At 66.6% G+C, this 13,752-nt stretch carries 11 protein-coding genes; 10 read left to right on the top strand and 1 reads right to left on the bottom strand.

Annotated features, from left to right (window positions below):
* Positions 1-131 precede the first annotated feature (131 nt).
* The 10 genes from HU752_RS11195 to HU752_RS11150 all read left to right on the top strand — a co-directional run bounded on the left by HU752_RS11195 (position 132) and on the right by HU752_RS11150 (position 13,361).
* Entirely contained in the window at positions 132-488 is a 357-nt protein-coding gene (locus tag HU752_RS11195; RefSeq protein WP_186680743.1) for a hypothetical protein, read from the top strand.
* Positions 489-667: 179 nt separating this feature from the next.
* The gene (locus tag HU752_RS11190; protein ID WP_017907085.1) at positions 668-1,627 is read left to right on the top strand and encodes an AAA family ATPase; all 960 of its coding nucleotides are present in this window, start codon (positions 668-670) and stop codon (positions 1,625-1,627) included.
* Between the two features lie 8 nt (positions 1,628-1,635).
* On the top strand, positions 1,636-2,580 hold the full coding sequence (locus HU752_RS11185; protein ID WP_186680744.1) for a DUF58 domain-containing protein: 945 nt from the start codon (positions 1,636-1,638) through the stop codon (positions 2,578-2,580).
* Positions 2,577-3,071 (top strand): DUF4381 domain-containing protein, encoded by a 495-nt coding sequence (locus HU752_RS11180; RefSeq protein ID WP_186680745.1) that lies wholly within the window; start codon positions 2,577-2,579, stop codon positions 3,069-3,071. The genes HU752_RS11185 and HU752_RS11180 overlap by 4 nt, the downstream gene beginning before the upstream one ends.
* On the top strand, positions 3,064-4,140 hold the full coding sequence (locus HU752_RS11175) for a vWA domain-containing protein (protein WP_186680746.1): 1,077 nt from the start codon (positions 3,064-3,066) through the stop codon (positions 4,138-4,140). The genes HU752_RS11180 and HU752_RS11175 overlap by 8 nt, the downstream gene beginning before the upstream one ends.
* Positions 4,137-5,900, top strand: a complete 1,764-nt coding sequence (locus HU752_RS11170) for a tetratricopeptide repeat protein (RefSeq protein ID WP_186680748.1) — start codon at positions 4,137-4,139, stop codon at positions 5,898-5,900. The genes HU752_RS11175 and HU752_RS11170 overlap by 4 nt, the downstream gene beginning before the upstream one ends.
* Positions 5,897-7,537 carry a BatD family protein gene (locus tag HU752_RS11165; protein ID WP_189656541.1) on the top strand — a complete coding sequence of 547 codons (1,641 nt, stop codon included), beginning with the start codon at positions 5,897-5,899 and terminating at the stop codon, positions 7,535-7,537. Before HU752_RS11170 ends, HU752_RS11165 begins: the two co-directional genes overlap by 4 nt.
* A gap of 300 nt (positions 7,538-7,837) precedes the next feature.
* Positions 7,838-9,082: an exonuclease SbcCD subunit D C-terminal domain-containing protein gene (locus HU752_RS11160; RefSeq protein ID WP_186680750.1), complete on the top strand. Its 1,245-nt coding sequence runs from the start codon at positions 7,838-7,840 to the stop codon at positions 9,080-9,082.
* Positions 9,079-12,720 carry an AAA family ATPase gene (locus HU752_RS11155; RefSeq protein ID WP_186680752.1) on the top strand — a complete coding sequence of 1,214 codons (3,642 nt, stop codon included), beginning with the start codon at positions 9,079-9,081 and terminating at the stop codon, positions 12,718-12,720. Before HU752_RS11160 ends, HU752_RS11155 begins: the two co-directional genes overlap by 4 nt.
* Complete coding sequence (locus HU752_RS11150) at positions 12,717-13,361, top strand: glutathione S-transferase (protein ID WP_186680754.1); 645 nt, start codon at positions 12,717-12,719, stop codon at positions 13,359-13,361. The genes HU752_RS11155 and HU752_RS11150 overlap by 4 nt, the downstream gene beginning before the upstream one ends.
* Here HU752_RS11150 and HU752_RS11145 read toward each other — a convergent pair whose 3' ends face one another.
* On the bottom strand, positions 13,362-13,568 hold the full coding sequence (locus HU752_RS11145) for a hypothetical protein (RefSeq protein WP_186680756.1): 207 nt from the start codon (positions 13,566-13,568) through the stop codon (positions 13,362-13,364). It abuts the gene before it with no gap.
* Between the last annotated feature and the right edge of the window lie 184 nt (positions 13,569-13,752).

The following is a 13,752-nucleotide window of genomic DNA, read 5'->3' as shown; positions in this document are numbered from 1 at the left end:
ATCATCCGCTTGAGGCCCGACGCGAAGAAAAAACGTCCCAGACATCGGGTGACCTTCATCCACTTCTGAAAAATATCGCGGATACAGGCAAAATATCCCTTCTACCCCGTTCCCCACAGGACACCCAGACCATGCCGTTCAGTACCGCCCACCTCATCGCCAACCCCTGCGACGATGAAGAAGACAACATGGCCATGCTCTGCTGCCACAGCGACAAGGGCGAGATGTTCCTGATGACCCGCTACCCGGACGAGGACGAGCTGGAAATCACCCTCGACGGCGAGCCTTCGACCCTGGACGGGGTCAAGGTGACCTTCAGCGCCACCCGCCTGCTGATCGAGGTCGCACCCGGCGATGCCGACGCCCTCAATGGCGCGGACCACCTGGAAATCCTGCACCACACCGACGCGTCTGAACTGGGCGAGGTCGAGCAGACACTCAAGAACATTCTCGACGGCACCGGCACCTACGTCAGCGAACTGGGCTGAAAATCGCAAGTACGCCACATTCGTGAGAAATGACTCTCAACAACGCAGGATTTTTCCCGAAAAATCGCAAAAATCCCTTTGTCCGTTAGTCGCCACGACCCTCGATGGATTAAAGTAACGCCCCCGGCGACGACATTTATCCGCGTGCCGTCGCCCACCCTCTCCAGGAACACTCATCGATGGAACATCGTGAAGCGCTGCTGGCGCTGCGAACCTTTCTCTCAGCGCAGATTCTCGGCCAGGAAAAGCTGATCGAGCGCCTGCTGATCGCCTTGCTGGCCGACGGCCACATGCTGGTCGAGGGGGCTCCCGGCCTGGCCAAGACCAAGGCCATCAAGGAGTTGGCCGAAGGTATCGAGGCGCAGTTCCATCGCATTCAGTTCACTCCCGACCTGCTGCCCGCCGATATCACCGGCACCGAGATCTATCGCCCGGAAACCGGCAGTTTCGTGTTCCAGCAGGGACCGATCTTCCACAACCTGGTGCTGGCCGACGAAATCAACCGGGCTCCGGCCAAGGTCCAGTCGGCGCTGCTCGAAGCCATGGCCGAGCGCCAGGTCAGCGTAGGGCGCAGTACCTATGACCTGTCGCCGCTGTTCCTGGTGATGGCGACCCAGAACCCGATCGAGCAGGAAGGCACCTACCCGCTGCCGGAAGCCCAGCTCGACCGCTTCCTGATGCACGTCAAGATCGGCTTCCCCGACGCCGCCGTGGAACGGCGCATTCTCCAGCAGGCCCGCGGCGAAGCGCTGAACGGCGAGGCCAAGCCCGAGCGCCGGGTCAGCCAGCAGGCGATCTTCGCCGCGCGCAAGGAAATCCTCGGCCTGTACATGGCCGACGCCGTGGAGGAATACCTGGTCCAGTTGGTGATGGCGACCCGCAGCCCGGCCAAGTTCGACGCGGAAATGGCCGAGTGGATCGCCTACGGCGCCAGCCCCCGCGGCTCGATCGCCCTCGACCGCTGCGCCCGTGCCCATGCCTGGCTGGCCGGGCGTGACTTCGTCAGCCCGGAAGATATCCAGGCGGTGCTGTTCGATGTGCTGCGCCACCGCATCATCCTGTCGTTCGAGGCCGAAGCGGCGGGGATCGACCAGGACCGGGTCGTCCAGCGGATTCTCGACGTCGTCGCCGTCGCCTGACCTCGACAATGATCACCCCCCTACCCGCCGAGCCCGGCATCCGCACGACTCTCGCCGAGTTGATCGAGATGCGTCATCGCGTGCGTGAAGTTCAGCTGTTCTCGACGCCGAGCCAGCGCAGTCCGCTGATCGGCCTGCACCATTCGAAACTGCGCGGCCGTGGCGTGGACTTCGATCAGGTTCGGGTCTACCAGGCCGGCGACGACGTGCGGACCATCGACTGGCGCGTCACGGCGCGGACCCAGGAGCCGCACACCAAGCTGTTCCACGAGGAGCGCGAGCGACCGATCTTCATTCTCGTCGAACAGAGCCGGCAGTTGTTCTTCGGTTCCGGGCAGATGTTCAAGTCGGTGCTCGCCGCGCAGGCCGCCAGCCTGATTGGCTGGGCCGCGCTGGGGCATAACGACCGGGTCGGCGGGCTGGTCTATGGCGATAACGAGCACTACGAAATCAAGCCGCGGCGCAGCAAACAGAGCCTGCTGCAACTGCTCAACCGACTGGTGCGGGTCAACCACTCGCTGCACACCGACACCGCCGCCGCGCAGGACACCCTCGGCCAGGCGCTGATCCGTGCGCGCGAAGTCCTGCGTCCGGGCAGCCTGGTGATCGTGATCTGCGACGAACGCGCCCTGACCGATGCCGCCGAGCGCCAGCTGAGCCTGCTGTCGCGTCATTGCGACCTGTTGCTGCTGCCGGTGTCCGACCCGCTCGACCACGCCCTGCCCGCCGCCGGCCTGTTGCGTTTCGCCGATCGCGGTGCGCAGTTGGAGATCGACACGCTGAACCCGGAGCTGCGCCAGGCCTATCGCGCCCAGGGCGATGCGCGAGCCGCACGCTGGGAGCTGCTGGCGCAGAAACTGCGGGTATTGCTGATGCCCTTGAGCACCCAGGGCGAGATGGTCGAACAACTGCGCGAATACCTCAATCCGCAACGGCCGGGGAAACCGTCATGAGCGGCCTGGACCAACTGCAACCGCTGATCACCCCGCCAGTACCGGGCTTCTGGCCGCCGGCTCCAGGCTGGTGGCTGCTGGCGCTGTCGATGCCGTTGCTGGGCGTCGGTCTCTGGTACCTGCGCCGCTGGCTGCTGGGCAGGCGCCCGGTGCCACGGGCCGAGCAGCCGCTGGACCCTTTGCGGCTCGCTGCACTGGAAGAACTGGCGCGCCTGCCCAAGCCCTATGACGGCGCGCCGGCCGGTGCCTGGCTGCAGCAACTCAACGGACTGCTCAAGCGCCTGTGTCGCAACCATTATCCCGGCAGCCAGAGCCATACCCTCAACGGCCGCCAATGGCTGGCCTTCCTCGACAACCGCTGCCCGGCCGCCGGCCTGACGCGCTGGATGGTGCTGGTCGAAGGCGCCTACAAGCCCGAGTGCAAGCTCGACGACAAGGCCATCGCCGGCCTGAACCAGGCTATCGACACCTGGATCCGCAAGCATGTTTGAGTTCGCCTGGCCGTGGATCTTCGCCCTGTTCCCGCTGCCCTGGCTGCTGCGGCTGGTGCTGCCCGTGGCCGACAGTGGCGAGGCGGCGCTGAAGGTCAGCTTTCTCGCCGACCTCGAAACCCTGGCCCGCCGCCGCGCCCGGCTCAACCTGCCCGGCTGGCGCCAGCAGGCGCGCTTCGTGCTGCTGTGGCTGTTGCTGTTGATTGCCGCAGCCCGCCCGCAGTGGCTGGGCGAGCCGCTGCCGATCGCCGCCAGCGGCCGCGACCTGCTGGTGGCGGTGGACGTCTCCGGCTCCATGGAGTACCCCGACATGCGCTGGCAGGGCGAGGACGTCAGCCGCCTGAGCCTGGTCCAGCACCTGCTTGGCGACTTCCTCGAGAGCCGCGAGGGTGACCGCGTCGGGCTGATCCTGTTCGGCAGCAAGGCCTACGTCCAGGCGCCGCTGACCTTCGACCGGCCCACCGTACGGACCTGGCTGGATGAAGCGAAGATCGGCATCGCCGGCAAGAACACCGCCATCGGCGATGCGATCGGCCTGGCCCTCAAGCGCCTGCGCCAGCGCCCGGCACAGAGCCGGGTACTGATCCTGGTCACCGATGGGGCCAACAACGGCGGCCAGATCGATCCAATCACCGCCGCCCGCCTGGCCGCCGAGGAGCATGTGAAGATCTACCCGATCGGCATCGGTGCCGACCCGGCGCAGAGCGGCGGCCTGTCCATGCTCGGCCTGAACCCGAGCATGGACCTGGACGAGCCGTCCCTCAAGGAGATCGCCCAGGTCACGGGTGGCCAGTATTTCCGCGCCCGCGACGGCCAGGAACTGCAAGCGATCCGCAGCACGCTGGACAAGCTCGAACCGGTCGCCCAGCAACCGACCCAGGCCCGCCCTGCGCGTGCGCTCTACCATTGGCCGCTGGCCCTGGCGCTGGTCCTGAGCCTGTTGCTGGTCGCCCGCGAGCAGTGGCCGGACAACCTGCTGCAGCGCTGGCTGGCCCGCCGCCAGTTTCTCCCGCAGCACCCCGAATGGCGTGAACGCCTCAAGCGCCTGCGCTTGCGGAGGCGTCGATGAGCGGTGAATTCTTCCAGGCCTTGTGGCCTCACTGGTTCCGCCCCGGCTGGCTGGTGCTGCTGCCCCTGCTCGGCTGGTTGCTGTGGCAGCTGTGGCACCGGCAGAAACGCGCCGGGCGCTGGCAGATGATCCTGCCGCCGGCCTTCCACCGGGTACTGCTCGGAGGTGGCAGCGGCCGCGACAGCCGGCTGCCGTGGGTGGTGCTCGGCCTGGGCTGGGCTCTGGCCGTGCTGGCCCTGCTCGGCCCGAGCTGGCAACGGATCGAGCAATCGACACAGAAACCCCAGGACCCGCTGGTGGTGCTGCTGGAGCTGACCCCGGACATGCTCGCCACCGACCTTGTGCCGAACCGCCTGGAGCAGGCCCGGCGCAAGCTGTACGACCTGATGCGCGCACGCAGCGACGCGCAGACGGCGATCATCGTCTATGCCGGCAGCGCCCACACCCTCGTGCCGCTGTCCGATGACATGGGCACCAGCCGCAACCTGCTGGATGCGCTCAAGCCGTCGATCATGCCCGAGCCGGGAAACCGCGCCGACCTCGCGGTCGCCAGGGCACTGACCCTGCTTGAGCGCGGCGCACAGGGCCAGGGGCGCCTGCTGCTGATCGGCTCGTCCCTCAGCGAACAGGAGCGTGAAGGCATCCGCCAGGCGCTGGACAAACATCCGCACAGCCTGCTGATCCTCGGCGTTGGCACCCCCGACGGCGCCCCGGTCACCCAGGAGAACGGCAGTTTCCTCAAGGACGCCCAGGGCGCGATCCGCGTCCCCCGGCTCGACAGCCCGAGCCTCAAGGCCTTTGCCGGCGAAGTCGGCGGGCGCTATCGCCAGAGCCGGGTCGACGAAAGCGACCTGCGCGGCCTCGGCCTGCTCGACGGCCCACGGCAGTTACGCGACGACGGCCAGCTCGTCCAACTCGACAGCTGGGAGGATCAGGGCTACTGGTTGTTGCTGCCATTGCTGTTGCTGGCCGCCTGCGCCGGCCGACGCGGCTGGCTGTTCTGCCTGCCGCTGTTGCTGCTGTTCCCGCCACCGAGCCAGGCGTTCGAATTCACCGACCTGTGGCTGCGCCCGGACCAGCAGGGTATCCGCCTGCTCGACCAGCAGCGCCCGCTGGAAGCGGTCAGGCATTTCGACGATCCGCAATGGCAGGGCCTGGCGCTCTACGAAGCCGGCGACTACGCGGCCGCCGCCCGCAAGTTCGCCGAAGGCGACGATGCCAACGCCCACTACAACCGGGGTAACGCCCTGGCCCAGAGCGGCGAACTGGAAGCCGCCCTGGATGCCTATGAACAGGCCCTCGAACGCCAGCCCGACCTGCGCCCGGCCCTGAGGAACAAGGCCCTGGTGGAACAGATCCTGGAAGAGCAGCGCAGCCAGGCCGCCGCCCAGCCGGAGAAACCCGCCGAAACCGCTGCCACCGGCGAGGCCTCCGAGGCCATCCACGACGCCCCGGCCGGCAGCGCCACGACGGCGCAGCCGCAGGCCAGCGACACCCCGCCACAACCACACGAACAGCCGCCGAACAGCGAGCCGACCGATACCCAGGCCACGCCAACAGGCGATAATGACGTACCGGGCAGCGAGCTGGGCGACGAACAGACCACCCGTCCACCGCTGCACAGCGCCGCACAGAACCTCGAGGGCGAGCAACGCCAGGCCCTGGAGCAGTGGCTGCGGCAGATCCCCGACGATCCGGGCGAACTGCTCAGGCGCAAATTCTGGTACGAACAACAGCTCCATCAGGACAAGACCCGATGATCAACCGCTTTTCCGTTCTCTTGCTGTGGCTGCTCTGCTGGAGCCTGCCGGCCCACGCCGACGGGTTGCTCGCCAGTGTCGACCGCACGCGCCTGAATTCCGGTGAATCGGTGGAGCTGACTCTGGAATCGCGGGACGTCACCCAGTTCGGCAAGCCGGACCTGGAGCCGCTGGCCAGCGAGTTCGAAGTCCGCGGTACGCGCCAGGTCAACCAGTTGACCACCTTGGGCGGCGACAGGCAGGCCACCACCCGCTGGATTATCACCCTGCTGCCCCGGCACAGCGGCAACGTGGTGATTCCCGCGCTGCAACTGGGCGAACTGCAGAGCCAGCCGATCACCCTACAGGTGGTGCAGAGCGACCAGGAACCGTTGAACAGCCTGGCGTCGGTGTTCATCGAGACCAGCCTCGACCAGGACAGCGTCTACGTCCAGGCCCAGGCCGTACTGACCCTGCGCATCTACCATTCGGTGTCGCTGTATGACGACAGCAACCTGAGCCCGCTGCAACTGGGTGATGCACGCATCGAACAGCTGGGCGAGTCGCGTACCTACGAAAAACTGATCAATGGCGTGCGTCACGGCGTGATCGAGCTGCGCTATGCCATCTATCCGCAACACAGTGGCACGCTGGTGATTCCCGCACTGGTATTCAGCGCCACCCTGGCGGAAACCGGCCAGAATCAGGGCCAGGCACCGGCCGGCCCCAAGCCCGGCAAGCTGATCCATGTCAGTTCGGCCGAGATGAACCTGGACGTCAAGCCGCAACCGGCGGCCTGGCCGGCCGACGTGCCGTGGCTGCCGGCGCGCAGCCTGAGCCTGGGCGAGAGCTGGAGCCCGGAGCCGGATCACAGCCAGGTCGGCGACTCGCTGACCCGCAGCCTCACGATCAAGGCCGAAGGACTGTCCAGCGCCCAACTGCCACCACTGCCGGCCACCAGCGTCAATGGCCTGCGGCGCTACCCCGACCAGCCACAACTGAGCAACCAGAACAGCGAGCGCGGCCTGATCGGCAGCCGCGAAGAACGTGAGGCCCTGGTCCCGACCCACAGCGGCACCTTCGAGCTGCCGGCGGTCACGGTGGTCTGGTGGAACACCCACGAGGAACATATCGAACGCAGCACCTTGCCAGCGCGTGCCGTGCAGGTGAGCAACAACCCAAGCCTGGCAGTGGACACGCCGGTCGGCGGCCTGCCGGCGAATATCGCCGCCGACGCGGCGAGCCTGTGGATCTGGAAACTCAGCACGTTGCTGCTGACCTGCACCACCCTGCTCGGCTTCGGCCTCTGGTGGCGGGCCCGCTCGCAGCCGGCGGTGCACCGGACCGCCCAGGCCGGACCGAGCCCACGGACCCTGCTCGATGACCTCAAGCGCACCTGCCTGGCCAACGATCCCCAGGCCACGCGCCAGGCGCTCGACGCCTGGGCCCGGCAGCAGCCGGAAACCCTGGCCGAGATGGCCGCACGCTTCGTACCGCTGTCCGATGCCCTGGACGGCCTGAACGGCGCGCTGTACAGCGAAACCGGCCAGTATTGGCAGGGCGAGGAACTGTGGCGGGTGGTGCGCGCCATTCCGACCGCCGAACGGGTGCAGGACCCGGTCGGTGACAGCGGGCTGCCACCGCTCTATCCCAAGTAATCCAGAGGAACAACGCCTCTCTCGGGCATAACACCTACCTGGACCTGACACGTTCGTGGACCCGACACATTCCTGTAGGAGCCGGGCTTGCCCGCGAAGCTTTTGGCGGTTTTGAGAACGCCTTCGCGGGCCAGTCGGATCACCACACCGCCTCCTCTACAGAGGATCGGTACGGAGGCGAAATTTCCTGCTCCCTGAAAGACCCCGGCGCCCACTCCCCACGGATTTACCAGTAGACTTGTCGGTCTTTCGCACCGCCACTCGTCCTGGGCGGTCGCCATCGTCTTCGCGGAGTTTGTCTTGCGCCTGTTTCATACCTCCGACTGGCACCTGGGCCAGAATCTTCATGGCCAGGAGCGGGATTTCGAACACGCCTGCTTCCTGAGCTGGCTGCTTGCCCAACTGGCCAGCCAGCAGCCGGACGTCCTGCTGATCGCCGGCGATATCTTCGATACCGTCAACCCGCCGGTCAAAGCCCAGGAGCGCCTCTATGACTTCATCGTCAACGCTCACGAACAGCAGCCGCAACTGACCATCGTCATGATCGCCGGCAACCATGATTCCGGCTCACGCATCGAACTGCCCGCGCCACTGATGCGCCGCCTGCGTACCCACGCCCTGGGCCGGGTGCTCTGGCTCGACGACGGCCAACTCGACAGCGAGCGCCTGCTGATCCCGCTGCCCGCGGCCAACGGCGACATCGCCGCCTGGTGCCTGGCGCTGCCCTTCCTGCGGCCGGCCGAAGTCACCGGTACGCTGCTGGGCGACGACTACCTGCGCGGCATCGGCCAGGTACACCGCTGGCTGATCGAGGCGGCCAATGCCAAGCGCCAGCCAGGCCAGGCACTGGTCGCCATCAGCCACGCGCACATGGCTGGCGGCTCGGTTTCGCAAGACTCCGAACGCAGCCTGATCATCGGCAACGCCGAGGCCCTGCCGGCCAGCCTGTTCGATGCCAGCGTCAGCTACGTCGCCCTCGGCCATCTGCACAAGCCGCAGAAGGTCAATGGCGAGGAGCGCATCCGCTACAGCGGCTCGCCCATTCCGCTGTCGTTCTCGGAGATCGGCTACAAGCACCAGATCCTCGATATCGTCCTCGACGGTGAAACCCTGGTCAGCGTCGAACCGCGCCTGATCCCGCGCGCCGTCGACCTGCAGCGCCTGGGGCCACTGCCCTTCGCCGAGATCCTTGAACAGCTCGCCGAGCTGCCGGATGTCGACCTGCTGGCCGACCTGCAACGCCAACCCTGGCTGGAAGTACGGGTACGCCTCGACGAGCCGCAGCCGGACCTGCGCCAGCAGGTGGAAGGCGCGTTGCTGGGCAAGGCCGTGCGCCTGGTACGCATCGCCGCCGAATACGCCGGCAGCGGCTCAGGCGAAGAGGACGACGAAGGGGGACGCCTGGTCGATCTCGACCAGCTCAGCCCCCAGGATCTGTTCAGCCGCGCCTGGCTGGACAGCTACGGCAGTGAAGTCGACCCGCAGACCCTCGCCGACTTTGCCCTGCTGTTGCAGGACGTGCAGCTGGAGGACGAGCAGCCATGAAGATTCTTGCCATTCGCCTGAAGAACCTGGCGTCCCTGGCCGGCCCGTTCGAACTGGACTTCACCGCCGAGCCGCTGGCCAGCACCGGGCTGTTCGCCATTACCGGACCGACCGGCGCCGGCAAGAGCACCCTGCTCGACGCCCTCTGCCTGGCGCTGTTCGGCGCCGTACCACGACTGAACAACGCCTCGCGCGATGCCAAGGTGCCGGACGCCGACGGTGAAATCGGCACCGGCGACCCGCGCACCCTGCTGCGCCGCGGCACCGGTGCCGGCTTTGCCGAGGTCGACTTCGTCGGCATCGACGGCCGCCGCTACCGCGCCCGCTGGGAAGCCAACCGCGCCCGGGACAAGGCCAACGGCAAGCTGCAGGCCAGCCGCCAGAGCCTGCGCGACCTCGACAGCGACCAACTGCTGGCCAGCCAGAAAGGCGAATACAAGACCCAGCTGGAAGCCTGCCTGGGCTTGAACTTCGAACAGTTCACCCGGGCCGTGCTGCTGGCCCAGAGCGAGTTCAGCGCCTTCCTCAAGGCCGACGACAACGAGCGCAGCGAACTGCTGGAAAAACTCACCGACACCGCGCTCTACACCAGGCTCGGCCGCCGCGCCTTCGACAAGGCCAAGGAAGCCCGCGAGGCCCACAAGCGGCTGCAGGACCAGGCGGTCGGCCTCACCCCCATGAGCCCCGAAGCCCGCGCCGAACTCGACGAACGTTTCAAGGGTGCCCAGCAACAACTGGAACTGCACAAGGCCCAACTGCGCCAGCTGGAACAGCAGCACAGTTGGCTCAAGGAATTGCGCCAGCTACAGGACGCCCACCAGGCCGCCGCCGAACAGCTGGAAAGCGCCCGGCAGCAGGAGCAGGCGCTGACCGGGGAACGCCTGAAACTGACCCGACTGGAGCAGTTGGCCCCGCAGCGGCATCACTTCGCCCGCAAGCTTGAAGTCGACGGGCAACTGACGCCCCTGGTCGAACAGATCGCCCGTCATCGCCAGCAGCACGACGAGCTGAGTGCCAGCCAGGAACAACTGCAACAGCGCCTGACCGACGCCCAGGGCGCGCTGAGCACCGCGCAACAACAGCAGAGCAGCAGCGCCCCCCTGCTGCGCCAGGCCTTCGAGGAACAGGGCAACCTCGCCCGCCTGGCCAGGGACACCACGCTCGCCGCACAGGCGCAGGACAGCGCGCAGCAGGCCCGGGACCAGGGCCGGGACACGATCCAGGCACTGCAGGAGCGGCAACGGCAGGTCGCCGAACGCCTGCAGCAGATCGCCACGCAACTGGCGCAAGGCACCGACCTCGCGCCCCTGAGCGAAGCCTGGAATGCCTACCGCGATCGCCTGCAACAACTGATGCTGATCGGCAACCGGCTCAACCAGGGCCAGGCCGAACTGGCCGGCCTGGAGCAAAAGGCCGGCGAAACCGCGCAAACGCTCGCGGCGCAGAAACAGCAACTGGAAGTGCTGTACCAGGAGGCGGCGGCCGAGCCTGATGCCGTGGCCGAGCAGATCGGCATTCTCGGCAGCCTGCTGCAGGACAACCGCAAGCAGTTGCGGGCCGTCGAGGACCTCGCTCGGCTATGGTCCAGCCAAAAGGAGCTGGACAAGCGCGGCGCCGAATTGCAACAGCGCCTGACCAGCGCCCAGCAGGAGCGCGAGCGCCTGACCCAGGACGGGGTCAAGGCCAAGGCCGAGCTGGCCATCGCCGAGCAGGCCTTCCACGTCACCCGCGAACTGCTCGAACGCCAGCGCCTGGCCCGCAGCGCCAGCGTCGAGGAACTGCGCGCGCAGTTGCAGGATGACCAGCCCTGCCCGGTCTGCGGCAGTCACGAGCACCCTTATCACCAGCCCGAGGCCCTGCTGCAGAGCCTCGGCCGCCACGATGAAAGCGAACAGGCCAACGCCCAGGCCGCAGTCGATCGGCTCAAGGAGCGACTCACCGAGCTGCGCACCGAGGTGGGCGGATTGATCGCCCAGCAGAAGGAACTGCTGGCGCAGCAGGAACAACTGGCAAGCCAGCAGCAGGCCCTGGCCCCCAGCCTGGAAGCCCATCCGCTGGCAGCCCAACTGCTGGACCAGGACACCCAGCAGCGCGATGCCTGGCTGGAACGGCAAGCCAGCCAGTTGAACCAGAACCTGACGCGCGACGAGCAGCGCCAGGGTGCCCTGCTCACCCTGCAACAGGATGCCGCGCGCCTGACCCAACAACTGCGCCAGGCCGAGGCAGCGCACCAGCAGGCCGCCCAGCAGCTGGAGCACCAGCAGCGCGAACTGGCCAGCGACCGCCAACGCCTGGATGACGAACTGGCAGCTTTTGCCACACTGCTACCGGCCCCGACCCTGGAAGCCCTGCGCAACGAGCCGGCGGCGACCTTCCTGCAACTGGACCGGCAGATCGCCGAACGCCTGCAGCAGCTCGAACAGCAGCGTGATGAACTGGCTGAACAGCAACAACGCCAGCAGTCACTGGAGCTGGAACTGGAACGCCAGCAGAGCCGCGAGCAGCAACTGCAAGGCGCCCAGCAGCAATTCGAGGCGCTGGCCGGACAACAACAGGCCAGCCAGCAGCAACTGGGCCAACTGCTCGGCGAACACGAGAGTGCCGAACAGTGGCAGCAGCAACTCGAACAGGCGGTGGAACAGGCACGCCAGGCCGCAAGCGGCACGACCCAGGCGTTGCAGGAGGCCAGCACCCAGCGGGTACAGATCGCCACCGAGCTCAAGACCCGCGAGGAACGCCAGCAGGCCCTGGAGCAGGAGGCCGCCGCCCTGGCCGGCAAGATCGCCGAATGGCGTGCCGGCCATCCGGAACTGGACGACAGCGCTCTGCAAGCCTTGCTCGAGCTGGACGACGAGCAGGTCGGCGAGCTGCGCCAACGCCTGCAGCAGAACGAAAAGACCATCGAACAGGCCCAGGTGCTGCTGCTGGAGCGCGAGCAGCGCCTGCAAGCGCATCAGGCGCAGCACAACGGCAATCTCGACGCCGAGCAATTGGCCCACGCACTTGCCGAACACCAGCAGCAGTTCAGCGCCAGTGAACAGCAATGCGCCGAGCTGCGCGCCGAGCAGGCCGATGACCAACGCCGGCAGCAAGCCAACCAGGCACTGGCGCAGCGGATCACCGAGGCCTATGCCGAGTATCAGCGCTGGGCCCGCCTGGACGCGCTGATCGGCTCGGCCACCGGCGACCGTTTCCGCAAACTGGCCCAGGCCTACAACCTCGACCTGCTGGTCCATCATGCCAACGCCCAGCTACGCCAACTGGTGCGGCGCTATCGCCTCAAGCGCGGCGGCAGTATGCTCGGGCTGCTGGTGATGGACATCGAAATGGGCGATGAACTGCGTTCGGTGCATTCGTTGTCCGGCGGCGAGACCTTCCTGGTCTCGCTGGCCCTGGCCCTCGGCCTGGCCTCGATGGCGTCGAGCACGCTGAAGATCGAGTCGCTGTTCATCGACGAAGGTTTCGGCAGCCTCGACCCGCAATCCCTGCAACTGGCGATGGACGCCCTCGACGGGCTGCAGGCCCAGGGGCGCAAGGTCGCGGTGATTTCCCACGTGCAGGAAATGCACGAGCGGATTCCGGTGCAGATCCAGGTGCAGCGCCAGGGCAACGGCCTGAGCACGCTGGAAGTGAAATGAGAACGGCCATCCTCTACTCGTTCCGCCGCTGCCCCTACGCCATGCGCGCCCGCCTGGCGTTGCGCTATTCAGGCGTGACGGTGCACATCGAGGAGGTCAGCCTCAAGGCCAAGCCGGCGGCCATGCTCGCGTTGTCGAGCAAGGGCACGGTGCCGGTGCTGGCCTGCGACGACGGCCAGGTGATCGAGCAGAGCCTGGAGATCATGCTCTGGGCCCTCGCGCAGGACGATCCCGAGGATTGGCTGTTGCAGGGTGACCCGTTGGCTGCGCAGGCCACTGCCGCGCTGATCGAGGAAAACGACGGCGACTTCAAGGTCCGACTCGACCGCTACAAGTATGCGGTGCGCTACCCGGAGTTTCCCATGGAGCATTATCGGGCCGAAGCCGAGCCGTTCCTGCAAAAGCTGGAAGCGTTGCTGCAACAGCGCGACTGGTTGCTGGCCGACCACCGCAGCCTGGCCGACATGGCCGTGGCCCCGTTCATCCGGCAGTTCGCCCACGTCGATCGGGAATGGTTCGCGCAGACGCCCTATCGGCGCCTGCAGGATTGGCTGCAACGGTTCCTGGCCTCGGAGCTGTTTGGCTCGGTGATGGCCAAGCCGAGCGCGGTCGCCGACGGAGCCGATGCGTCAGGCGGTTGATCAGGCCCCGGTGTCGGCGCTGTGCGTGATCACGCCGGCGGACTGGGTCTTGTGTTCGAGCGGGATGCTCGGCGTCGCCAACTGGATCGCCGCATCATCCGAGCCGTGCAGCATGCTGGACAGACTGACCACCAGCACCAGCACCACGTACAGGCCGATAGCCAGGTAGGCGCCGTGTCGGGCAGATGTCAGAAGGTTGCTGGCCATGGTGTTCTTTCTCCACAGGCGAATGTCATGCCTATAGGATCCATCATAACCGCAGAACTAAGTAGGCAACTATTCAAATAGTCGTCATCAGCAAATTTAATTACCAAGAGTCAATAAGCCAGCGTCAATTAATTCGGCCTACATGAGTTTTATTGCAACTAAAACGGCGTATGCGACAACGCCG

This window comes from Pseudomonas vanderleydeniana (genome assembly GCF_014268755.2).
Lineage (GTDB): Bacteria > Pseudomonadota > Gammaproteobacteria > Pseudomonadales > Pseudomonadaceae > Aquipseudomonas > Aquipseudomonas vanderleydeniana.
This window is presented reverse-complemented; position numbering and strand designations above follow the sequence as displayed.